This window comes from Hydrogenophaga sp. YM1 (assembly GCF_016903055.1).
GTDB lineage: Bacteria > Pseudomonadota > Gammaproteobacteria > Burkholderiales > Burkholderiaceae_C > Hydrogenophaga > Hydrogenophaga borbori.
This window is the reverse complement of sequence record NZ_CP070223.1, coordinates 236147-258405: the sequence shown is the minus strand read 5'-3', so window position 1 is coordinate 258405 and position 22259 is coordinate 236147. Positions and strand designations below refer to the sequence as shown.

Genomic DNA, 22259 nt, shown 5'->3' with positions numbered 1-22259 from the left:
CCTCATATGGTGATGGCAGGCGCGGCCGATGAGCCGCTGGCCCAGGCGTTCGTGAAGTTCTGCGTCGAGGCCGGCGCACTGAAGTTCGGCGAATTCAAGACCAAGGCCGGGCGCCTTTCGCCCTATTTTTTCAACGCCGGCCTGTTCGACGACGGCGCCAAGCTGGGCCGGCTCGCGGCATTCTATGCACGCGCGCTGCTCGACAGCGGCGTCGCCTTCGACATGATCTTCGGCCCGGCCTACAAGGGCATCCCGCTGGGCGCGGCGGTGGCCATCGAGCTCGCCCGCCTGGGCCGCAACGTACCCTTTGCCTACAACCGCAAGGAAGCCAAGGACCACGGCGAAGGCGGTACCCTGGTGGGCGCGCCGCTGCAGGGCCGCGTGCTGATCGTCGACGACGTGATGAGCGCCGGCACGGCCGCGCGCGAGTCCATCGCCCTGATCCGCGCCGCCGGCGCCACGCCGAGCGCCGTGGCCATTGCGCTGGACCGCCAGGAGAAGGCCACCGAGCCCGGCCCCGACGGCGTGGTCCGCGACGTCGATCACAGTGCCGTGCAGTACGTGCAACGCCAGCTAGGCCTGCAGGTCTGTTCGATTGCGAAGCTCGATGATTTGCTTCAGTATCTGACCGCCCAGGCGGGCGGCGAGGTCGCGGCGCACCGCGACCGCGTGCTGGCCTACCGGGCCCGCTACGGCGTGAACTGACCCACCCCATCACCATGAACCGCCTGCCGCTGCCGATGTCCCTGCCCCGCCGCCACCGACTCGCTGGCGCGGCGGCCCTGCTGCTGCTGTCGCTGGGCGCGCAAGCGCAGAACAACGCGCAGTCCATCTACACCTGCACCGACAGCAAGGGCCGGCGCATCACCTCCGACCGCCCCATCGTCGACTGCCTGGACCGCGAGCAGCAGCGCCTGGGCCGCACCGGCACCGTGCGCGAGGTGATCCCGCCCAGCTACACGCGCGAGGAGCGCGAGAAGGTCGAGGCCAAGCGCCGCGCCGAGCAGGAAGAGCAGGCCCGCGTGCAGGAGGAGCGCCGGCGCGAGCGCGCGCTGCTGATCCGCTACCCCAACCAGGGCGTGCACGACAAGGAGCGCCAGGAGGCGCTGGCGCAGATCGACGACGTGATCGCCGCCGTGCACAAGCGCGAAGCGGCCCTGATCGAACAACGCAAGGGCATCGCGCAGGAGCTGGAGTTCTACCAGGGCGACCTGACCAAGGCCCCGCTGTGGCTGCGGCGCAAGGTCGAGGACAACGACAAGCAGATGGACGTGCAGAAGCGCTTCCTGGTCGACCAGACGCAGGAGAAGCAGCGCGTGAACGCGCGCTTCGACGAAGAGCTGGCCAAGCTCAAGCAGCTCTGGGCCGCGCAGAGCCGCTGAACCGCCCCCGGCCACGCACAGTGAGGTCTCACCCCAGTTTCTGGCGCAGCAGCTCGTTCACCTGCTGCGGATTGGCCTTGCCCTTGCTGGCCTTCATGGCCTGGCCCACCAGGGCGTTGAAGGCCTTGTCCTTGCCGGCGCGGAACTGGGCCACCATGTCGGCGTTGGCGGCCATCACCTCGTCGATGATCTTCTCGATCGCGCCGCTGTCGCTGACCTGCTTGAGGCCCTTGGTCTCAATCACCGCGTCCACCTCGGCGCCTTCGCCCGTCCACAGCGCATCCATCACCTGCTTGGCCGCGTTGTTGGACACCGTGCCGTCGGCGATGCGCTGGAGCAGGGCGGCGAGCTGCGCCGCGCTCACGGGCACGTCGGCGATGCCCTTCTCTTCGTTGTTGAGCCGGCGCGAGACCTCGCCCATCACCCAGTTGCTGGCCATCTTGGCCTGGCCGCTGGCCTGGGCCGCGGCCTCGAAGTAGGCCGCCATGGCCGGGCTTTGCGTCAGCGTGGTGGCGTCGTACTCGGGCAAAGCGTACTGCTGCACGAAGCGCTCGGCCATGGCGCGCGGCAGCTCGGGCATGGCGGCCTTGACCTCGGCCACCCAGTCGCGCGCCACCACCAGCGGCGGCAGGTCGGGGTCGGGGAAGTAGCGGTAGTCGGCCGCGTCCTCCTTGGTGCGCATGGCGCGCGTCTCGCCCGTGTCGGGGTCGAACAGCACCGTGGCCTGCTCGATGGCGTGGCCGTCTTCGATCTGTTCGATCTGCCAGCGCACCTCGTAGTCGATGGCCTGCTGCATGAACTTGAACGAGTTCAGGTTCTTGATCTCGCGGCGCGTGCCCAGCGGCGCCCCGGGCTTGCGCACCGAGACGTTGGCGTCGCAGCGGAACGAGCCCTCCTGCATGTTGCCGTCGCAGATGCCGATCCAGGTGACGATCTTGTGCAGCTCCTTCGCGTAGGCCACGGCCTCGGCGCTGGAGCGGATGTCGGGTTCGGTCACGATCTCCAGCAGCGGCGTGCCCGCGCGGTTGAGGTCGATCCCGCTCTGGCCGATGAAGTCCTCGTGCAGGCTCTTGCCGGCATCTTCCTCCAGGTGCGCGCGCACCAGGCGCACGGTTTTCTTTTCGTCGCCCAGGTAGAAGCTGACCGCGCCGCCCTGCACCACCGGGATCTCGTACTGGCTGATCTGGTAGCCCTTGGGCAGGTCGGGGTAGAAGTAGTTCTTGCGCGCGAAGACGCTGCGCTCGGCGATGTGCGCGCCCACGGCCAGGCCCAGGCGGATGGCGCAGGCCACGGCCTCGCGGTTCATCACGGGCAGGGTGCCGGGCAGCGCCAGGTCAACCGCGCTGGCCTGGGTGTTGGGCTCGGCGCCGAAGGCGGTGGCCGCGCGGCTGAAGATCTTGGACCGCGTGGCCAGTTGGGTGTGCGTCTCGAAGCCGATGACGACCTCGTAGCCGTGCACCAGCAGGGAAGGGCTTGCTTTGCTCATGGTCAGTACCCCGCGGGGGCGTGCGTGTGCCAGTCCGTGGCCTGCTGGAGGGCGTGCGCCACCTGCAGCAGCTCGGCCTCCTTCAGGTAGTCGCCGACGAGCTGCAGGCCGACGGGCAGGCCGCTGGTGGCGCCGAGCCCGGCCGGCACGCTCATGCACGGCAGGCCCGCGAGCGAGGCGGGCAGGGTGTAGATGTCCGCCAGGTAGGCGGCGACCGGGTCGTCGGCCAGTTCGCCGATCTTCCAGGCCACCGTGGGCGCAACCGGCCCGGCGATCAGGTCGCACTCGGCGAAGGCGGCGCGGAAATCCTGCGCGATGAGGCGGCGGATCTGCTGGGCCTTGAGGTAATAGGCGTCGTAGTAGCCGTGGCTCAGCACATAGGTGCCGATCATGATGCGCCGCTGCACCTCGGCGCCGAAGGCCTCGCTGCGCGACTTCTTGTACATGTCGAGCAGGTCGTCGTACTTCGCGGCGCGGTGGCCGAACTTCACGCCGTCGTAGCGGCTGAGGTTCGAGCTCGCCTCGGCGGGCGCGATGATGTAGTACGCCGGGATGGACATCTCGGTCCGCGGCAGGCGGATGCGGCGCAGGCTGGCGCCGAGCGCCTCGAGCTGCTTCAGCGCGCCCGATACCTGCAGGGTGACGTCGCCGGACACGCGCTGGTCCGTGGTCGGCGCGTCGTCCGCCCAGTTCATCCATTCCTCGGGGATGCCGATGCGCAGGCCCTTGAGCGGCTGCGCGGCGCTGGCGCCGTCGCGCCCTTCGCCCCAGGCCGTGCCCAGCAGGCGGCCGTAGTCCTCGGCCGGGTGGTCGAGGCTGGTGGAATCGCGGTCGATGTCGGGCCCGGCCATGGCCGTGAGCAGGGTGGCGCAATCGGCCGCGCTGCGCGCCATGGGGCCGGCCTGGTCCAGGCTGGACGCAAAGGCCACCATGCCGTAGCGCGAGCAGCGGCCATAGGTGGGCTTGATGCCGGTCACGCCGCAGAAGCCGGCGGGCTGGCGGATGGAGCCGCCGGTGTCGGTGCCGGTGACGGCGGGCGCCAGGCGCGCGGCCACGACCGCGGCGGAGCCGCCCGACGAGCCGCCCGGCACGCGGGCCGGGTCCCAGGGGTTGCGCGCGGGGCCGAAGGCGGAGTTGTCGTTGCCCGAGCCCATGGCGAACTCGTCGCAGTTGAGCTTGCCCAGGGTCACCGCGCCCTGCTGCCCGAGCCGGGCCACCACGGTGGCGTCGAAGGGGCTGCGGTAGCCCGCCAGCATCTTCGAGCCGGCGGTGGTGGGAAAGTCGCGCGTGACGAAGATGTCCTTGTGCGCGATCGGCACGCCCAGCAGCGGCGTGCGCTCGCCGGCGGCGATGCGCGCGTCGGCGGCCCGGGCCTGGGCCAGCGAGACCTCTTCGTCGACCGCCAGGTAGGCGCCCAGGGCCTCGTGCTGTTTCGCGCGCGCCAGCAGGTGCCGCGTCGCCTCGGTGCTGCTGGTCTTTTTGTCGGCAATGGCCTGGGCCAGCTCGGCCACGCCCATCTGGTGCAGATCCGGCGCGCTCATTCGATCACCTTCGGCACCAGGAACAGGCCGTTTTCCACGGCCGGGGCGCTCTTCTGGTTGGCCTCGCGCGCGTTCGGCTCGCTCACCACGTCGGGGCGCAGGCGCAGGGCCACGTCCTCCATCACGGCGGTGGGATGGGCCAGGGGCTCGACGCCGGCGGTGTCGACGGCCTTCATGCGCTCGACGATGTCGAAGAAGCCGTTGAGCTGGCCAAGCAGGCGCTCGCTGTGCTCGGCGTCGAGTTCCAGGCGCGCCAGGTGGGCGATGCGCCCGATGTCGTTGAGGGTCAGGGACATGGTGCTGGGGGATGAGGGGACCCGCGCCGCCAGGGCGGCTCGGGCCTGCAACCGGATGCAAAACGGCCCGTTTGAGGGGCAAACAGGCCTGTTTTGATGCGGTTGTACACAGGCGTTCGGGTATTATCCTGCGTTCAGCGGAGCCGGCCTTTGGGCCCGGTTTTCGCCACCGAATCAATCACTTAGCCCCGATGCCCCGGTCCGACCCCGGCCCCACCCCCGGCTGCACGCGTGCGCGTGAGCTGACGCATCCCACAGGATTCACCCACCATGTTTGAAGCGTTCCGTCGGAGTTTCTCGACCGACCTGGCCATCGACCTCGGCACCGCCAACACCCTCATCTACGTGCGCAACAAGGGCATCGTGCTCGACGAGCCCTCGGTCGTGTCCATCCGCCACGAAGGCGGTCCCCAGGGCAAGAAGACCATCCAGGCGGTGGGCCGCGAAGCCAAGGCCATGCTCGGCAAGGTGCCCGGCAACATCGAGGCCATCCGCCCGATGAAGGACGGCGTGATCGCCGACTTCACCGTCACCGAGCAGATGCTCAAGCAGTTCATCAAGATGGTGCACCCGCGCTCGATGTTCAAGCCGAGCCCGCGCATCATCATCTGCGTGCCCTGCGGCTCCACCCAGGTAGAGCGCCGCGCCATCCGCGAATCGGCCCTGGGCGCGGGCGCCAGCGAGGTCTACCTGATCGAGGAACCCATGGCCGCGGCCATCGGCGCCGGCCTGCCGGTCTCCGACGCCTCGGGCTCCATGGTGGTCGACATCGGCGGCGGCACCACCGAGGTGGGCGTCATCAGCCTGGGCGGCATGGTCTACAAGGGCAGCGTGCGCGTCGGCGGCGACAAGTTCGACGACGCCATCATTGCCTACATCCGCCGCAACTACGGCATGCTCATCGGCGAACCCACGGCCGAGGCCATCAAGAAGGAAATCGGCTCGGCCTTCCCGGGCTCCGAAGTGCGCGAGATGGAGGTCAAGGGCCGCAACCTCTCCGAGGGCGTGCCGCGCAGCTTCACCATCAGCTCCAACGAGGTGCTGGAAGCCCTCACCGAACCGCTCAACCAGATCGTCAGCGCGGTCAAGAACGCGCTGGAGCAGACCCCACCCGAGCTCGGCGCCGACATCGCCGAGCGCGGCATGATGCTCACCGGCGGCGGCGCCCTGCTGCGCGACCTGGACCGCCTGCTGGCCGAAGAAACCGGCCTGCCGGTGCTGGTGGCCGAGGAGCCCCTGACCTGCGTGGTGCGCGGCTGCGGCATGGCCCTGGAGCGCATGGAGCGCCTGGGCACGATCTTCACCAGCGAATAAGGGCCGCGTTCCGCGCGGCGAGCCGCCATGCCACTGGGCACGCTGGACCGCACCCCACCGCCGTTCTTCAAGCAGGGCCCCTCGGCCCTGTCCAAGCTGATCGTGTTCAGCGCCGTGGCGCTGTTCCTGATGGTGGCCGACCTGCGCTTTCGCGTGGCGCAGCCCGTGCGCGCGGCGCTGGCCACGGCGCTGTACCCCGTGCAGTGGGCGGTGCTGCAGCCCGTGCAACTGGTGGGCGCGGCCGGCGGTTATGTCACCAGCCTGCACACGGCCCAGCAGAACGAGGCCGACGCCGTGCGCCGCCTGGCCGACCAGGCCGCGCGCAGCCTGCAGGTGGACCAGCTGATGAATGAAAACCAGCGCCTGCGCGAACTGCTGTCCATGCGCGAGCGCGTGAAGGCCGGGGCGATCGGCGCCCAGGTGGTCTACGACGCCGCCGACCCCTACTCGCGCCGCGTGGTCATCGACCGCGGCCAGACGCATGGCGTGGTGGCCGGTGCGCCGGTGATCGACGAGTCGGGTGTGCTGGGCCAGGTGACGCGCGTGTACCCGCTGATCGCCGAGGTCAGCCTGCTGGTGGACCGCGACCAGGCCATCCCCGTGCTCGACGTGCGCTCCGGGGTGCGCAGCGTGGCCTACGGCCAGCCGGCCAGCGACGGCGACGGCCTGGAACTGCGCTACACCCTGGCCGAGACCGACATCCGCGAAGGCGACCTGCTCACCACCAGCGGCGTGGACGCGGTGTACCCGCCCGGCCTGCCGGTGGCGCGCGTCACCACCGTGGAGCGCCAGAGCGGCTCGTCCTTCATGCGCATCCGCGCCGAGGCCCTGGCCCGCATGGACGGCGCGCTGCACGTGCTGGTGCTGGAGCCCGCGGGCGCGCAGCTGCCGCCGCCCCCCGCGGCCGCACCCGCCGCGGACGCCACCCAGACCGGCCCCGTGCCGGGCGCCAAGGCCGCCGGCCGGCCCGGCCGTCAGGGGTCCCGGCCATGATCATGCGCCCTGGCCAGCAGCTGCTGCTGCCCGCCAACCCCGTCTTCATCTGGTTCAGCCTGATCTGCGCGCTGGCGCTGAACATGCTGCTCAACATGGGCCTGTTCGGCCGCGCCGCCTGGGTGCCCGACCTGCTCGCGCTCAGCCTGGTGTTCTGGTGCGTGCACCAGCCGCTGCGCATCGGCGTGGGCACGGCCTTCTTCTTCGGCCTGGTCATGGACGTGCACCAGGGCGCCCTGCTCGGCCAGCACGCCTTGTCCTACACCGTCATGGCCTTCGGCGCCGTGGCCATGCACCGGCGGCTGCTGTGGTTCCCGGTGCCGGCGCAGTCGCTGCAGGTGCTGCCGCTGTTCGTGGCGGCACACCTCATCGGCATGGTGGTGCGCCTGCTGGCCGGCGGCAGCTTCCCGGGCTGGCCCTACTTCCTTTCGCCGCTGTTCGAGGCCATGCTCTGGCCCGTGGTGACGGTGATGCTGCTGGCCCCCCAGCGCCGCGCACCCGACCCGGACGACAACCGCCCCCTCTGACCCCGAAGGCTCGGCCATGACGGAGTTGCGCAACGTCGACGCGGACATCTGGCAGTTCCGCCAGCGCGTGATCGTGATCGCGCTGACGGTGCTGTTCGCCTTCGGCCTGATCGTGGCGCGCATGACCTGGCTGCAGGTGACCCGGCACGAGGAGTTCATGGCCCAGGCCGAGAGCAACCGCACGGCGGTGCTGCCGGTGGTGCCCAACCGAGGCCAGATCGTCGACCGCGAGGGCCGCGTACTGGCCAGCAACTACTCGGCCTACACGCTGGAGATCACGCGCTCGCAGGTCGAGGACCTCGACGAGACCATCGCCGGCCTGCGCGAGCTGGTGGACATCTCCCCGCGCGACGAGCGGCGCTTTCGCAAGCTGCTGGAGGAATCGCACCGCTTCGACTCCCTGCCCATCCGCACCCGGCTGAGCGACGAGGAGGTGGCGCGCTTCACGGCCCAGCGCTACCGCTTCCCCGGCGTGGAAGTGCGCGCGCGGCTGCTGCGCCACTACCCCATCGGCGAAACCGCCAGCCACGTGATCGGCTACATCGGCCGCATCAACCAGCGCGAGAAGGAGCTCATCGCCGACTGGCCCGAGGAAGACCAGGCCAACTACCGCGGCACCGAGTACATCGGCAAGCTCGGCGCCGAGCAGCAGCACGAGCAGACCCTGCACGGCACCACCGGCTTCGAGCGGGTGGAGACCTCGGCCGGCGGGCGCGCGGTGCGCTCGCTCGCGGCCACGCCGCCCACGCCGGGCGACACCGTCGTGCTCACCATCGACGCCAAGCTGCAGAACCTGGTCGAGACGCTGTACGGCGAGCGCCGGGGCGCCCTGGTGGCGATCGACCCGCGCAACGGCGAGGTGCTGGCCCTGGTCTCCAAGCCCACCTTCGACCCCAACCTCTTCGTCGAGGGCATCGACGTGGACAACTGGCGCGCGCTCAACGAGTCCATCGACAAGCCGCTGCTCAACCGGGCCCTGCGCGGCACCTACCCGCCGGGCTCCACCTACAAGCCCTTCATGGCCATGGCCGCGCTGGAGACCGGCGCGCGCAAGGCCGAGACCGCCATCAACGACCCCGGCTACTGGATGCTGGGCAACCACCGCTTCCGCAGCCATGGCGACGGCGGCCTGGGCGCGGTGGACATGCGCCGCGCCATCATCAAGTCGAGCAACGTTTACTTCTATTCGCTGGCCAACGAGATGGGCGTGGACGCCATCCACGACTTCATGAAGCCCCTGGGCATCGGCCAGCTCACGGGCATCGACCTCAAAGGCGAGGTGCGCGGCGTGCTGCCCAGCCAGCAATGGAAGCGCGACACCTACAAGCGCCCCGAGGCCCAGCGCTGGTACGCGGGCGAGACCGTTTCGCTGGGCATCGGCCAGGGCTACAACAACTTCACCATGCTGCAGATGGCCAACGCCATGGCCACCCTGGCCAACGGTGGCATCAAGCGCGCGCCGCACCTGTCGCTGGCGCGGCGCAACCCGCTCACCGGCCAGGTCGAGCCGCTGCCCACGGCGCCAACCGAGAACCTGAACTTCAAGCCCGAGCACGTGCGCGTGGTGCTCAGCGCCATGCAGGCCGTCACCACCGAGGGCACCTCGGCGCGCGTGTTCTCGGGCGCCGGCTACACCAGCGGCGGCAAGACCGGCACGGCGCAGGCCGTCACCATCGGCCAGCGCGAGCGCTACGACGCCCGCAAGCTCGAAGAGCACCAGCGCGACCACTCGCTCTACCTCGCCTTCGCGCCGGCCGACGAGCCGCGCGTGGCGCTGGCGGTGATCGTGGAGAACGCCGGCTTCGGCGCCGCCGCGGCCGCGCCCATCGCGCGCCGCGTGTTCGACTACCTGTTGCTCGGCCAGTACCCGAGCGAGCAGGACATCGCCGCCCTGCAGGCCGGCGGGGGTGGCCCGCCCATCGGCACGCCGCGGCGCGTGAGCGACGTGGTCTGGCCACCCGAAGTGCCCGCGGCCACGGCACCCTGAGGCCGCGCCAGCGGCGCGGGCGCCAACCCGGCCCGCCAGGGCGGGCCCCCGCCTCAGTCCAGGAAGCGCGGGCGCTCGTCGGCGCGGCGGCGCTCCTGCGTCTGCTGGTCGAACACCGCCTGCGCCGCGGCGGACGTGGGCGCGCCGGCCATGCGCCGGTCCAGGCAGGTCTGGGGCGTGAGCCCGCCCGGGTTGCAGCGGCTTTCCGAGGCCTGCACGCAGCGAGCCTGGGCCGCGCGGGCTTCCCGGTTGGCCTGGCACTGGCGCGACAGCTCGCCCCACTGTGACTCCCAGGCCGCCTCCCTGGCCTCGAATTCGCGCGCCTCGCGCTCGCGCGCCCGGCGCGCTTCCTCGCGGTTGCGCTCGCGTTCGCGTTCGCAGCGCGCGTCGCAGGGCGAGTTGTCCACGCGCGTCAGCAAGGGGCCGATGTCGCGCCACGGCCGGCCCGGCATCGCCTTGCAGCGGGCCTCGTCGGGGCCCTGCGGGTCGGGGCATTGCTGGCGCCGGCAGGCCTGCACGGGCGCCAGCTCCTGGCGGCAGGCCGCCTCGGACGCCTGGCGGAAGGCCTCGACCAGGCGCGCGTGCACACGGCGCACGTCGGGGGCGTCGGCCGCCTTGTCCAGGGCATCGGCGTGGGCCAGATCGGGTTTGTCCGGCTTGGGCTTCTTCTCGCAGTACGCCGACTGCGGCGTCTTCTCGCAGAAATCCTGCAAGGCGCTCGCCAGCGCGCTGGCGCTGGCCGAGCTGCGCGGGCAGATGATCAGCTCCGTCAGCTGGATGCCCCCGCGCATGGCGTCCTTCGCGTCGGCCGGCGACAGGTGGCTTCGCCCCTCCCGGGCGCACCAGCCCTGCTGCCCCATGGTCAGATCGCCGCTCGGGAGCCGGCTGGAGCCGCCGCTGATGATGAAGCGCGACCAGTCGGGGCTGCCCGGCACGTTGAACGAGACCTTGCCATCGGGCCGCACGGGCGCGCCCGTGTCCAGATCGACGGCCAGGATCGCCCCGCCCTTGCCGATGAAGAGGCCCAGGCCGTAGACCATGAGCTCGCTGCGCCGGGCGGCCCGCTCCAGCGGCGCGGGCAGCAGCTCCACGGGAAAGCCCCGGACCTCCTTGCCCACGCGGATCTTCACCGAGCTGATGGTCCACACGAGCCCGGCGTTGGCCACCGGCTCGCCCATCAGCGTCGTGAGCTTCCAGCGGACCTCGTGGATGCCGCAGACCTCGGGCACGTCCGGGGTCGCGCTCTTGAAGCACTCCACCCGGGCCAGGCCGCCGCCGGGGCGCAGCGTGCCCTGGCCGCCGATCTCGGCCGCCCGGGCCGGCGCGCCGCCCAGCCCCAGCAGCGCCAGGCCCGCCAGCGCCGCGCCGAGGGCGAACCGGCGCCCGCGGCGCCCCATGGGCCCGCCGCTCATTGCTGCCGCGACCTCATGCCTTCGAGCACCGACCCGCTGCCCGAATGGGTCCGGTACTTGCGCTCGCCAGAGAAGGATTCGCGCTTTTCCTGCAGCAGGTTGCCCTGCCAGGTCACCGTGCAGGTGATCTCCTGGTGGTCGCGCCAGGCGGGGTGGTTGATGAAGCCCGTCTGGCACGAGCAGTCGAGGTTGCGCGCACTGGGCGCGTAGCGCTCGATGCGGGCCTCGGCGCGCTCGCAGCCGTCGTCCAGGTCGTCGGTGTTCCACCAGGTGGTCTTCACGTCCACCCAGGCCGCGTCGAGCGCGGCGCGCTGGCGCGCGGCTTCGTCTGCCGTGGCCTTGCCCGCCTGGGCGCTGGTGTAGAGCTGCAGCGCCTGGCTGTAGTACTTGCCCTTGGTGCCGTGCACCCGCAGGTAGCGCTCCAGGCGCTCCAGGGCGGCGGCGTGCTGGCCCGTGGCCTGCAGGGCGCGGCCGTAGTGGTAGTCAAAGTTGGCCGGCATGGGCACGCCGGTGGCCTCGGCGGCCTTGAGCGCGGCGGCCGCCTTGGGCCAGTCGGCCTTGCCGCCTTTGTCCTCCTTCTCCATTTCGCCGGAGGCCAGTTGCAGCTGGCGGTCGGCCTCGACGGTCGGTGGCAGGCCCTGGGCGGTGGCGGCGCCCGTCCACAGCAGCGTGGCGGTCAGGCAGGCAAGCAGAAGGCGCGGGAGGCGGGCGTGTTGCATGGCGGACAGGATCTCCATCGTCGAAGGCGGACCAACCCGCCCTGGCCTTGGCATCGGCGCACGGGCGGCCAGCTTGATACTAGGCAGGGTTTCCCAGCACGCGAATAGTGCAGATGCACCAGGGACCGGGCCGGGCCGCTAGCGCAGCCAGGCGTCCCAGGTGGTCTTGAGGATCAGCGCCCCCACCACCCCGATGAACACCCAGCGCACGAAGCCGCTGCCGTGCTTGAGGGCCAGCCGGGTGCCGGCCAGGCTGCCCACCACATTGGCCAGGGCCATCACCAGGGCGTAGTGCCACCACACATGGCCTTTGAGCGCGAACAGCAGCAGCGCCGCCAGGTTGGACGCCGTGTTCAGCAGCTTGGCGCTGGCGCTGGCGTGCAGGAAGTCGAAGCCCAGCCAGCGCACGAACAGGAAGACGAAGAAGCTGCCGGTGCCCGGGCCGAAGAAGCCGTCGTAGAAGCCGATGACCGCGCCCATCAGGCAGGCCGCCGCCGTCAGCCGGCGCCCGGCGAAGGCCGGGTCGTGCGCGTGGCCCAGGTCCTTGCGCGCCAGGGTGTAGAGCAGCACCGCGCCCAGCACGAAGGGCAACGCGCGGCGCAGGAAGTCGGGCGAAACCACGGTGACCGTCCAGGCCCCCGCCATGGCGCCGGCGAAGGCCATGGCCGCCGCCGGCAGCAGCGCGCGCCAGGGCATGTCCACGCGCCGCGCGTACTGCACCGTGGCCGCCGCCGTGCCCAGCACGGCCGCGCCCTTGTTGATGCCGAACAGCGTGGCCGGGTGGGTGTGGGGAAAGACCGCGAACATCGCAGGCACGAGGATCAGCCCGCCCCCGCCCACGATCGAGTCCACGAAGCCGGCTAGCAGCGAGGCGGCCGAGACGAGCAGCAGTTCCATAACGGCGGCGATTGTCGCCGCCCGCGCTCAGGCGCCGCGCCGCCCCGCCGCGCCCCGCTCGTACCAGGCCTGGCTGCGGTTCACGGCGGCCACCACGGCCAGCATCACCGGCACCTCGATCAGCACGCCCACCACGGTGGCCAGCGCCGCGCCGGACTGGAAGCCGAACAGGCCGATGGCCGTGGCCACCGCCAACTCAAAGAAGTTGCTGGCGCCGATCAGCGCCGACGGCCCCGCCACGCAGTGCGCCACGCCGAGCCGGCGGTTGAGCCAGTAGGCCAGCCCCGAGTTGAGCAGCACCTGGACCAGGATGGGCACCGCCAGCAGGGCGATGACCAGGGGCTGCCCCAGCAGGGCCTCGCCCTGGAAGCCGAACAGCAGCACCAGCGTGAGCAGCAGCGCGCCGATGGACAGCGGCCCCAGCCGCGACACCACCGCCTCGAAGCGGGCCTGGCCGCGCCGCCACAGCGCCCGGCGCCAGACCTGGGCCAGGGCCACGGGCACCACGATGTACAGCCCCACGGAGATGAGCAGCGTGTCCCAGGGCACGGTGATGGACGACAGCCCCAGCAGCAGCGCCACGATGGGCGCGAAGGCCACGACCATGATGGCGTCGTTGAGCGCCACCTGCGACAGCGTGAAGTACGGGTCGCCGCGGCAGAGCTGGCTCCACACGAACACCATGGCCGTGCAGGGCGCGGCCGCCAGGAGGATCAGGCCGGCCACGTAGCTGTCGAGCTGGTCCGGCGGCAGCCAGGGCGCGAAGGCGTGGCGGATGAACAACCAGCCCAGCAGCGCCATGGAAAAGGGCTTGACGGCCCAGTTGACGAACAGGGTGACGCCGATGCCCCGCGCGTGCGCGCGCACCTGGCCCAGGGCGGCGAAGTCGATCTTCAGCAGCATCGGGACGACCATCACCCAGATGAGCGCGCCCACCACCAGGTTCACCCGGGCCAGCTCCAGCGCGGCGATGGCCTGGAACAGACCGGGCAGCAGCCGCCCGAGCGCCACGCCGGCGACGATGCACAGCGCGACCCAGAGGCTCAGGTAGCGCTCGAAGAAACCGATGGCGGGCGCGGCGCCCGGCGGCGCCGACAGGGCGCTGTCCTGCAGGGCCATGGGTTCAGTCCTTGGCCAGCGCGCGCGCCGAGTCCTGCAGCGCCAGGCGGTCCAGGGCGCTCGCGGGCAGATTGACCAGCAGCTCAAGCCGTCGGCGGATGGCCAGCAGGGTCTGCCGGAAAGCGTCGAGCCGCTGCTCGGGCGACCCCTGCACCGAAGAGGGGTCGGCATAGCCCCAATGGGCCGTCGCCGGCTGGCCGGGCCAGTAGGGGCAGGTTTCGCCCGCGGCGTTGTCGCAGACGGTGATGACCAGGTCCATGGGCGGCGCGTCGGGACGGCCGAATTCGTCCCAGCCCTTGCTGCGCAGCCCCTCGGTGGCGATGCCCGCGCGCCGCAGCACCTCCAGGGCCAAGGGGTGGGGCTGCTGGTTGTCGCGCGGGCGGCTGCCCGCCGAATAGGCCTGGAAGCGACCCTTGCCGAGGTGGTTGAGCGTGGCCTCCGCCAGGATGCTGCGGGCGGCGTTGTGCGTGCACAGGAAGAGCACGTTCAGGGGAGGGGGTGAGGTCATGGCGGTGAACGATCAGCAAGCGCAGGACGGGCCGTCCATGGCGCATGGCGCGCCCTGGCAGCAGTTCTCGGTGAGGTAGGCCAGCAGGCCGTTCATGTGCGCGTAGACCGCGCGGTAGATGAGGTTGCGCCCCTCGCGCTGCTGCGTCACCAGGCCGGCGTTCGCCAGCTCCTTGAGGTGAAAGGACAGCTTGGTGGCGGCGATGTCGAGCCGCTCGGTCATGGCGCCGGGCGTGAGGCCTTGGTCGCCGGCCGCGACCAAGGCGCGGAAAACGCGCAGGCGGTGCTCGTGGGCCAGCGCGGCGAGGGATTGAATGGCGGTGGGCTCGTCCATCCTTCAATAATACAAGAATTATTGAATTAAAAGCAAAACCACCAAAAGAAAAAGCCGACCTTTTGGGTCGGCTCTTCCAGTCGTGTAATGCGCCGGTGCGGCACGTCCGGCAGTGCCGGTATGGGTTGTCTCCTCGGTCTCCAACGACCCGGATACCCCTAGGGAGCACCAGGCAACTCGGAGACTGTAGCCGCTTGCACCGCCCGGGTGCATCGGGGCTTTCCCTTGCTTCCCGGCGACCGCTGGCACAGGAAATGCAAAACGCCGCCCACCACCACCTGGGACAACAGCCATGCCAGAAGACATCAGCGGCCCCGCCCTGGCGGCCTTGGACAGCCTCTCGGGCGCCGACACCGCCTGGGTCATGGTGAGCACCGCCCTGGTGCTGCTCATGACCTTGCCGGGCATCGGCCTGTTCTACGGCGGCATGGTGCGCCGCTTCAACGCCCTCAACACCATGGCCAGCGTGATGGCGATCGCCGCGCTGGTGAGCGTTCTGTGGTTTGCGATCGCTTACTCACTGGCTTTTACGCCCGGTGGCGAGCTGGGGGGCTTCATCGGCGGGCTCTCGCGCGCCGGCTTTGCCGGGCTGGGCTACTTCGGCCCGGACGGGCAGGTGGCGGTGAGCCACCTCGCGCCGCGGCTGCCGGAGTCGGTGTTCGCCCTGTTCCAGCTCAGCTTCGCCGTCATCACCTGCGCCCTGGTGGTGGGCGCCCTGGTGGAGCGCATGAAGTTCGGAGCCCTGCTCGGTTTCGCCGGCCTGTGGCTGCTGCTGGTCTATGCGCCGATCGCGCACTGGGTCTGGGAACCCGGGGGCTGGCTGGCCCAGCTCGGTGCGCTGGACTTCGCCGGCGGTGCCGTGGTGCACATCAACGCCGGCGCGGCCGCCCTGGTCTGCGCCTACGCGCTCGGTCCGCGCCAGGGTTATGGGCGCGAGCCCTTCCTGCCCTTCAACCTGGGCCTCACCATGGCCGGCACCGGCTTGCTGTGGGTGGGCTGGTTCGGCTTCAACGGTGGCTCGGCCCTGGCGGCGGACGGCCGTGCGGGCCTGGCGATGGTGGTGACGCACATCGCCGCGGCGGCCGGCGCCCTGGCCTGGATGCTGGCCGAGTACGCGGCGCGTCGGCGCGCCACCCTGCTGGGCCTGTGCTCGGGCGTGGTGGCGGGGCTGGTGGCCATCACGCCGGCCGCCGGTTTCGTCGGCCCGCGCGCGGCCCTGCTCATCGGCGTGGCGGCGGGCTTCGCCTGCTACTGGGGCGCCACGGGGCTCAAGCGCCTGCTGCGCGCCGACGACTCGCTCGACGTCTTCGGCGTGCACGGCGTGGGCGGGCTGGTGGGCGCGCTGCTCACCGGCGCGCTGGCCGACCCGGCCATCTCGGGCCAGCAGGGCAGCCTGCTCACCCAACTCATCGCCTGCGCGGCGGTGTTGGGCTACAGCCTGGTGATGACCACCGTGGTGCTGTTCATCGTCTCGCGCTTCGCCGGCCTGCGCGTGGGCGCCGACGCCGAGCGCCAGGGCCTGGACGCCGCCCTGCACAACGAGAGGCTGGGCGGGTGAGCGGCAGCAGCGAGCTGTTCGCCATCGCGGCGCACCTGCACGTGCAGCTGCGGCGCAAGACCGGCCGGGTCATCGACACCGAATGGCTGGCCACCAACGCCGAGTACGCGCGCGCCATCGTGCGCTTCACGCGCGAGCGGGCCGCCGCCGAGGGTCACGCGGATCTGCTGCCCTGGGCCGACAAGCTGGAGGCTGCCATCGTGGCCATGGGCGCGGCGCCGCGCAAGACGCTGCTGGACGTGGCGGCGGAGGCGCTGCGCGCCGCGCCCGGCCCGGCGCCCTCGGGCGAGCAGCCCCACAAGTACGTGGGCGGTTTGCGCTGAGGCGCAGCCGGTCCGCCGCCGTCGGACTCAGGCGCCTTCGCGGATCCAGCGCGCGGCCTTCTCCGCGATCATCAGCGTGGGGCTGTTGGTGTTGCCACTGGTGATGGTGGGCATCACGCCCGCGTCCACCACGCGCAGGCCGGCCACGCCGCGCACGCGCAGGTGGCTGTCGACCACGGCGCTGTCGTCGTCCGCGCGGCCCATCTTGGTGGTGCCCACGGGGTGGAAGATGGTGCTGGCGATGTCGCCGGCCAGGCGGGCGAGCTCCTCGTCGCTCTGGTACATCGTCCCGGGCTTGAACTCCTCGGGCCGGTACTTCGCCAGCGCGGGCTGGGCCACGATGCGCCGCGTCACGCGCAGGCTGTCGGCGGCCACGCGGCGGTCCTCCTCGGTGGCCAGGTACAGCGGCGCGATGGCCGGTGCGGCCTCGGGGTCGGCGCCGGTGATGCGCACGTGGCCCCGGCTGGTGGGGTTGAGGTTGCACACGCTCGCGGTGAAGGCTGGGAAGGCGTGCAGCGGCTCGCCGAAGGCGTCCAGGCTCAGCGGCTGCACGTGGTACTCCAGGTTGGCGTGCGGCTGCGAAGGATCGCTGCGCGTGAAGGCGCCGAGCTGGCTGGGCGACATGCTCATGGGCCCGCTGCGCGACAGCGCGTACTGCAGGCCGATGCGCGCCTTGCCCCACAGCGAGTTGGCCAGCACGTTGAGCGTGGGCGCGCCCTGCACCTTGTAGACGGCGCGGATCTGCAGGTGGTCCTGCAGGTTCTCGCCCACGCCGGGCAGTTCGTGCAGCACCTCGACGCCGTGCTGGCGCAGCAGCCCGGCCGGGCCCAGGCCCGAGCGCTGCAGCAGCGCGGGCGAGCCCACGCTGCCGGCGCTCAGCACCAGCTCGCGCGCGGCGCCCACGCGGACCCGCTCGCCGCCCCGGCGCAGCTCGGCGCCGGTGCAGCGCAGCGCGCCGTCGGCCCCGCGCTGGAACAGCAGGCGCTCGGTCAGGGTTTCGGTCCACACCGTGAGGTTGGGCCGGTGCTGCACCGGGCGCAGAAAGGCCTTGGACGCGTTCCAGCGCCAGCCGGCCTTCTGGTTCACCTCGAAATAGCCCACGCCCTCGTTGTCGCCGCCGTTGAAATCGGCCGTGGCGGGCACGCCGGCCTGCTGCGCGGCCAGGGCAAAGGCGTCGAGGATGTCCCAGCGCAGGCGCTGCTTTTCCACGCGCCACTCGCCGGTGCTGCCGCGCCGGCGATGGCCGTGCAGGGCGGCGAAGGCCTCTTCTTGCGTGGCGTCCAGGCGGTGGTGGTCTTCGTGCGCCATGAAATCGGGCAGGCAGGCGTCCCAGCGCCAGGCGTCGTCGCCCGTGGCCTCGGCCCAGTGCTCGTAGTCGCGCCGCTGGCCGCGCATGTAGATCATGCCGTTGATGCTGGAGCAGCCGCCCAGGGTCTTGCCACGCGGGTAGCGCAGGCGCCGGCCGTTGAGGCCGGGGTCGGGCTCGGTCTGGTAGCACCAGTCGGTGCGCGGGTTGCCGATGCAGTAGAGGTAGCCCACCGGGATGTGGATCCAGTGGTAGTCGTCCTTGCGGCCGGCCTCCACCAGCAGCACGCGCTTCGTGGGGTCGGCGCTCAGGCGGTTGGCGAGCAGGCAGCCCGCCGTGCCGGCGCCGATGACGATGAAGTCGAAGCCGGTGTCGCCGCTCATGGCCGTTTACTTCGCGGTGGGCATCACGAATTCGGCGCCCTTGCCGATGCTCTCGGGCCAGCGCTGCATGATCGACTTCTGCTTGGTGTAGAAGCGCACGCCCTCCTCGCCGTAGGCGTGCATGTCGCCGAACAGGCTCTTCTTCCAGCCGCCGAAGCCATGCCAGGCCATGGGCACGGGGATCGGCACGTTGATGCCCACCATGCCCACCTGGATGCGGCGCGCGAACTCGCGCGCCACGTTGCCGTCGCGCGTGAAGCAGGAGACGCCGTTGCCGAACTCGTGCCGGTTGATGATCTCAACCGCCTGCGCGAAGTCGGGCACGCGCACGCAGCTGAGCACCGGGCCGAAGATTTCTTCCTTGTAGATGCGCATGTCGGTGCCCACGTGGTCGAACAGCGTGCCGCCCATCCAGAAGCCCTGCTCGCAGCCCTTGCCCGCCGCGGCGCCGGCAAAGCCCCGGCCATCCACCAGCAGCTGGGCACCCTCCTTCACGCCCGCGTCGATGTAGCCGCTGATGCGTTGGTGCGCGGCGGCCGTGACGATGGGGCCCATCTCGGCCGCGAGGTTCATGCCGTCCAGCACCTTGAGCGCTTTCGTGCGCTCGACCAGCTTCGGCATGATCTGGTCGGCCACGTCGCCCACCAGCACGGCCACGCTGATGGCCATGCAGCGCTCGCCCGCGCTGCCGTAGGCCGCGCCGATGAGCGCGTCCACCGCCTGGTCGAGATCGGCGTCGGGCATCACCACCATGTGGTTCTTGGCGCCGCCCAGGGCCTGCACGCGCTTGCCGTGGCGGGCGCCGGTCTCGTAGATGTAATTCGCGATGGGCGTGGAGCCGACGAAGCTGATGGCCTTCACGTCGGGGTGCACCAGCAGCGCGTCCACCGCCTCCTTGTCGCCCTGCACCACGTTGTAGACGCCGTCGGGCAGCCCGGCCTGTTTCAGCAGCTCGCCCATGAAGAGCGAGGCCGAGGGGTCGATCGGGCTGGGCTTGAGCACGAAGCTGTTGCCCGCGGCGATGGCCACCGGGAACATCCACATGGGCACCATCACCGGGAAGTTGAAGGGGGTGATGCCCGCGACCACGCCCAGCGGCTGGCGCAGGGTCCAGTTGTCCATGCCCGTGGAGACCTGGTCGGTGAAGTCGCCCTTGAGCAGCTGCGGGATGCCGCAGGCGAATTCGATGATGTCGATGCCGCGCGCCACCTCGCCCTGGGCGTCGGTGAACACCTTGCCGTGCTCGGCCGTGATGAGGCGCGCGAGCTCGTCCTTGTGCTGGTTCACCAGTTCGAGGAACTTGAACATCACGCGCGCGCGGCGGATGGGCGGCGTGTCGGCCCAGGCCGGGAAGGCGGCCTGGGCGGCGGCCACGGCGGCGTCCACGTCGGCGGCGTTGGCCAGGGCCACGCGGCCGGTGACCGCGCCGGTGGCGGGATTGGTCACGTCCTGCACGCGCGCGGACGTGCCGGCGGCGGCGCGGCCGCCGATGAAGTGGGTGATGGCGCTGGGGTTCGTGGTCATGGCGGCGGGGGCGTGGGCGGTGAAGAAGCGGTCCAGTCTAGGCAGAGGGCCCGGCCGCGCCTAGACCCTGGGCTTGAACGTTTTGTTTGCCATGGTGAACAATCGCCGCATGAGTCTGGAAAAAGCCGAACACCTCTGGTCCCACCTGCACTGGCTCACGGTGCTGGCGCAGCACGGCAGCTACACGGCAGCGGCGCAGCGCCTGGGCGTGAGCAAGGCCGCCATGAGCCAGCACATCAGCGAACTGGAGCGTGCGGCTGGCGTGCCCCTGGTGCAGCGCACCACGCGCAGCGTGCGTCTCACCGAGGCCGGCCAGCGCCTGGTGGACGGCCTGCGCGAGCCCTTCGAGCGCATCGCCCAGGGCTTCGCCAGCGTGCGCGACCTGGCCGAGGTGCCCGCGGGCCGGGTGCGCGTGACCGCGCCGGTGGCCTTCGCGCGCCAGCAGCTGGTGCCGCGCATCGCCGATTTCCTGCGCGAGCACCCCGGCATCCGCGTCGAGCTCGATCTGTCGGACCGCCTGAGCTCGCTGGCCACCGAGGGCTTCGACCTCGCCATCCGCCACACCGCCGCGCCACCCGACACGCACGTGGCCTGGACCCTGTGCCGCACGCGCTCGGTGCTGGTGGCCAGCCGCGCCTACCTGCGCCGCCGCGGCACGCCCGCCGCGCCGCAGGACCTGGCTGGCCACGATTGCCTGCACTACCCGCGCGCGCAGGACACGCCGGCCTGGCACTTCCAGCCGGCCGGCGAGGCGCGCCGCCAGGCGCCCGCCCAGCGCTTCACCGTGCCGGTGGCGGGGCCCTTCGCCGCCAACAACAGCGAGGCCCTGCGCGATGCCGCGATCGCGGGCCTGGGCATCGCGCTGGTGCCCGACTTCAGCGCCCAGGCCGCCCTGCGCGCGGGCAAGCTGGTGGAGGTGCTGGCGGACTGGGCGTCGGTGGGCACCTTCAGCGACCACCTCTACGCCATCCGTCCCTACGCGAGCCATGTGCCACGCGCGGTGTCGGTGTTCGTGGCCTGGCTGCGCGAGGCGCTGGCGCAGGGGTTCCCGCTGCGTGGCTGAGCCTCCGCAAGCGGTGGCCATAGATGTTTTCGTCATAAACAACCAAAAACGTATTCGTTCCTTCCTGGAGGCGTTCCCGGGAACATCGCGGCCTCGCTGTCTCACAGCACCGCCCTCCGAAGAAGGAACGACCCATGACCACCCGCCGCCACCTGCTGACCACCCTGGGCGCCGCCGCCCTCGCCCTGAGCGTGGGCGGCGCCCAGGCCCAGGCCCCCGCGCCCGTGACCCTGCTCAATGTGAGCTACGACCCCACGCGCGAGCTCTACGTCGAGATCAACCAGGCCTTCACCAAGCACTGGAAGGCCAAGACCGGCCAGGACGTGACGATCAAACAGTCGCACGGCGGCTCGGGCAAACAGGCCCGCTCCATCATCGACGGCCTCGACGCCGACGTGGCCACGCTGGCCCTGGCCGGCGACACCGATGCGCTGCACGTCCACGGCCAGTGGATCCCCAAGGACTGGCAGAAGCGCCTGCCGCACAACAGCTCGCCCTACACCTCGACCATCGTGCTCGCGGTGCGCCAGGGCAACCCCAAGAACATCAAGGACTGGGACGACCTGGTGCGCCCCGACGTGAAGGTCATCACCCCCAACCCCAAAACCTCGGGCGGCGCGCGCTGGAATTACCTGGCCGCGTGGGAGTTCGCCAAGCGCCAGTTCGGCGGTGACGCCCAGGCCAAGGACTTCGTCGCCCGGCTCTACAACAACGTGCCGGTGCTCGACACCGGCGCGCGCGGCTCGACCATCACCTTCGCGCAGCGCAACCAGGGCGACGTGCTGATCGCCTGGGAGAACGAGGCCTACCTGCTCGAGAAGGAGTTCGGCGCCAGGTTCGACTTCGTCTACCCCTCGCTGTCCATCCTGGCCGAGCCCGCGGTGACCGTGGTCGACAAGAACGTGGACAAGAAGGGCACGCGCGCCGTGGCCCAGGCCTACCTCGAGTACCTCTACACCGAAGAGGCGCAGGACATCATCGGCAAAAACTTCTACCGCCCGGTCTCGACGAAGGCCCAGGCCAAGTACGCCAAGCAGCTGCCCAAACTCAACCTGTTCACCATCGACCAGGCCTTCGGCGGCTGGGACAAGGCCGCGAAGGCGCATTTCGCCGACGGCGCCTCGTTCGACCAGATCTACACCAAGAAATAAGCGCCGCCCGCCGCCGTCACGGTCCCCCGGGCGTCGCCGGGTCCTGGGGCGGTCTCGAGGGGGCCTGGACCTGCGGGCGACAATCAGCGCGCCGTCAACGGCTTCCCCCAACCGACCACCGAGGAGACTCCCCCCATGCCCAAGGCTTACTGGATGGCCACCTACCGCTCGATCACCGACCCCGCCGCGCTGGCCAAGTACGCCGAGTTGGCCCTGCCCGCCCTGCAGGCGGCCGGCGCCCGTTTCCTGGCGCGCGGCATGCCCGCCCAGGTGTACGAAGCGGCCCCGCACCAGCGCGCCGTGCTGATCGAGTTCGACAGCGTGGCGCAGGCCATCGCGGCGCACGACAGCCCGGGCTACCAGGCCGCCCTGCAGGCCCTGGGCCAGGGCGCGGAACGCGACATCCGCATCATCGAAGCGGCGAGCTGACACGCGCC

The 22259-nt window shown here is 71.0% G+C and carries 22 protein-coding genes; 11 read left to right on the top strand and 11 right to left on the bottom strand.

The annotated features are described in order from the left end of the window. Positions 1 to 6 precede the first annotated feature (6 nt). Together pyrE and JNX00_RS01260 are read left to right on the top strand one after the other, a co-directional pair. Complete coding sequence (pyrE, locus tag JNX00_RS01265) at positions 7 to 705, top strand: orotate phosphoribosyltransferase (protein WP_070400202.1); 699 nt, start codon at positions 7 to 9, stop codon at positions 703 to 705. 14 nt (positions 706 to 719) lie between these two features. After that, the gene (locus JNX00_RS01260) at positions 720 to 1382 is read left to right on the top strand and encodes a DUF4124 domain-containing protein (RefSeq protein ID WP_139147089.1); all 663 of its coding nucleotides are present in this window, start codon (positions 720 to 722) and stop codon (positions 1380 to 1382) included. Between the two features lie 28 nt (positions 1383 to 1410). On the opposite strand, the gene gatB is transcribed toward JNX00_RS01260, so the two are convergent. Genes gatB through gatC form a run of 3 tightly spaced genes read right to left on the bottom strand, consistent with a single transcriptional unit; the run spans position 1411 to position 4705 of the window. Next, positions 1411 to 2868: an Asp-tRNA(Asn)/Glu-tRNA(Gln) amidotransferase subunit GatB gene (gene gatB, locus JNX00_RS01255; RefSeq protein ID WP_070400201.1), complete on the bottom strand. Its 1458-nt coding sequence runs from the start codon at positions 2866 to 2868 to the stop codon at positions 1411 to 1413. A 2-nt stretch (positions 2869 to 2870) separates the two neighbouring features. Next, positions 2871 to 4409 carry an Asp-tRNA(Asn)/Glu-tRNA(Gln) amidotransferase subunit GatA gene (gene gatA / locus JNX00_RS01250; RefSeq protein WP_204743855.1) on the bottom strand — a complete coding sequence of 513 codons (1539 nt, stop codon included), beginning with the start codon at positions 4407 to 4409 and terminating at the stop codon, positions 2871 to 2873. Then, the gene (gatC, locus tag JNX00_RS01245) at positions 4406 to 4705 is read right to left on the bottom strand and encodes an Asp-tRNA(Asn)/Glu-tRNA(Gln) amidotransferase subunit GatC (RefSeq protein ID WP_070400199.1); all 300 of its coding nucleotides are present in this window, start codon (positions 4703 to 4705) and stop codon (positions 4406 to 4408) included. The genes gatA and gatC overlap by 4 nt, the downstream gene beginning before the upstream one ends. A 270-nt stretch (positions 4706 to 4975) precedes the next feature. Between gatC and JNX00_RS01240 the strand changes: the two genes are divergently transcribed. Genes JNX00_RS01240 through mrdA form a run of 4 tightly spaced genes read left to right on the top strand, consistent with a single transcriptional unit; the run spans position 4976 to position 9526 of the window. Next, the gene (locus JNX00_RS01240) at positions 4976 to 6019 is read left to right on the top strand and encodes a rod shape-determining protein (protein ID WP_009519392.1); all 1044 of its coding nucleotides are present in this window, start codon (positions 4976 to 4978) and stop codon (positions 6017 to 6019) included. Between the two features lie 27 nt (positions 6020 to 6046). Beyond that, complete coding sequence (gene mreC, locus JNX00_RS01235) at positions 6047 to 7012, top strand: rod shape-determining protein MreC (protein WP_070400198.1); 966 nt, start codon at positions 6047 to 6049, stop codon at positions 7010 to 7012. Beyond that, positions 7009 to 7539: a rod shape-determining protein MreD gene (gene mreD / locus JNX00_RS01230; RefSeq protein ID WP_070400197.1), complete on the top strand. Its 531-nt coding sequence runs from the start codon at positions 7009 to 7011 to the stop codon at positions 7537 to 7539. The genes mreC and mreD overlap by 4 nt, the downstream gene beginning before the upstream one ends. Positions 7540 to 7555: 16 nt before the next feature. After that, positions 7556 to 9526, top strand: a complete 1971-nt coding sequence (gene mrdA / locus JNX00_RS01225) for a penicillin-binding protein 2 (protein ID WP_204743854.1) — start codon at positions 7556 to 7558, stop codon at positions 9524 to 9526. A gap of 53 nt (positions 9527 to 9579) precedes the next feature. On the opposite strand, the gene JNX00_RS01220 is transcribed toward mrdA, so the two are convergent. From JNX00_RS01220 to JNX00_RS01195, 6 genes are all read right to left on the bottom strand, one after another. Then, positions 9580 to 10923 carry a hypothetical protein gene (locus tag JNX00_RS01220; protein WP_204743853.1) on the bottom strand — a complete coding sequence of 448 codons (1344 nt, stop codon included), beginning with the start codon at positions 10921 to 10923 and terminating at the stop codon, positions 9580 to 9582. A gap of 11 nt (positions 10924 to 10934) precedes the next feature. Continuing rightward, complete coding sequence (locus tag JNX00_RS01215; RefSeq protein WP_139147088.1) at positions 10935 to 11657, bottom strand: hypothetical protein; 723 nt, start codon at positions 11655 to 11657, stop codon at positions 10935 to 10937. Between the two features lie 138 nt (positions 11658 to 11795). Further along, the gene (locus tag JNX00_RS01210) at positions 11796 to 12554 is read right to left on the bottom strand and encodes a TSUP family transporter (RefSeq protein ID WP_070400193.1); all 759 of its coding nucleotides are present in this window, start codon (positions 12552 to 12554) and stop codon (positions 11796 to 11798) included. Positions 12555 to 12581: 27 nt separating this feature from the next. Further along, positions 12582 to 13673 carry an ACR3 family arsenite efflux transporter gene (gene arsB / locus JNX00_RS01205; RefSeq protein WP_070400192.1) on the bottom strand — a complete coding sequence of 364 codons (1092 nt, stop codon included), beginning with the start codon at positions 13671 to 13673 and terminating at the stop codon, positions 12582 to 12584. Between the two features lie 4 nt (positions 13674 to 13677). Next, positions 13678 to 14181 carry an arsenate reductase ArsC gene (locus tag JNX00_RS01200; RefSeq protein WP_204743852.1) on the bottom strand — a complete coding sequence of 168 codons (504 nt, stop codon included), beginning with the start codon at positions 14179 to 14181 and terminating at the stop codon, positions 13678 to 13680. 12 nt (positions 14182 to 14193) lie between these two features. Further along, complete coding sequence (locus tag JNX00_RS01195) at positions 14194 to 14514, bottom strand: metalloregulator ArsR/SmtB family transcription factor (protein ID WP_204743851.1); 321 nt, start codon at positions 14512 to 14514, stop codon at positions 14194 to 14196. A gap of 292 nt (positions 14515 to 14806) precedes the next feature. Between JNX00_RS01195 and JNX00_RS01190 the strand changes: the two genes are divergently transcribed. Then, entirely contained in the window at positions 14807 to 16072 is a 1266-nt protein-coding gene (locus tag JNX00_RS01190; protein WP_204743850.1) for an ammonium transporter, read from the top strand. After that, positions 16069 to 16395: a hypothetical protein gene (locus JNX00_RS01185; protein WP_070400188.1), complete on the top strand. Its 327-nt coding sequence runs from the start codon at positions 16069 to 16071 to the stop codon at positions 16393 to 16395. Before JNX00_RS01190 ends, JNX00_RS01185 begins: the two co-directional genes overlap by 4 nt. Positions 16396 to 16422: 27 nt before the next feature. Here JNX00_RS01185 and JNX00_RS01180 read toward each other — a convergent pair whose 3' ends face one another. Together JNX00_RS01180 and JNX00_RS01175 are read right to left on the bottom strand one after the other, a co-directional pair. After that, positions 16423 to 18084: a GMC family oxidoreductase N-terminal domain-containing protein gene (locus tag JNX00_RS01180; protein ID WP_070400187.1), complete on the bottom strand. Its 1662-nt coding sequence runs from the start codon at positions 18082 to 18084 to the stop codon at positions 16423 to 16425. Positions 18085 to 18090: 6 nt separating this feature from the next. Then, entirely contained in the window at positions 18091 to 19608 is a 1518-nt protein-coding gene (locus JNX00_RS01175; protein ID WP_204743849.1) for a CoA-acylating methylmalonate-semialdehyde dehydrogenase, read from the bottom strand. A gap of 109 nt (positions 19609 to 19717) precedes the next feature. Between JNX00_RS01175 and JNX00_RS01170 the strand changes: the two genes are divergently transcribed. The 3 genes from JNX00_RS01170 (at position 19718) to JNX00_RS01160 (ending at position 22251) form a co-directional block, all read left to right on the top strand. After that, complete coding sequence (locus JNX00_RS01170; RefSeq protein WP_070400323.1) at positions 19718 to 20671, top strand: LysR family transcriptional regulator; 954 nt, start codon at positions 19718 to 19720, stop codon at positions 20669 to 20671. Between the two features lie 134 nt (positions 20672 to 20805). After that, positions 20806 to 21822 (top strand): sulfate ABC transporter substrate-binding protein, encoded by a 1017-nt coding sequence (locus JNX00_RS01165; protein ID WP_204743848.1) that lies wholly within the window; start codon positions 20806 to 20808, stop codon positions 21820 to 21822. 135 nt (positions 21823 to 21957) lie between these two features. Further along, positions 21958 to 22251 carry a DUF1330 domain-containing protein gene (locus JNX00_RS01160; RefSeq protein ID WP_070400184.1) on the top strand — a complete coding sequence of 98 codons (294 nt, stop codon included), beginning with the start codon at positions 21958 to 21960 and terminating at the stop codon, positions 22249 to 22251. The last annotated feature ends 8 nt before the right edge of the window (positions 22252 to 22259 follow it).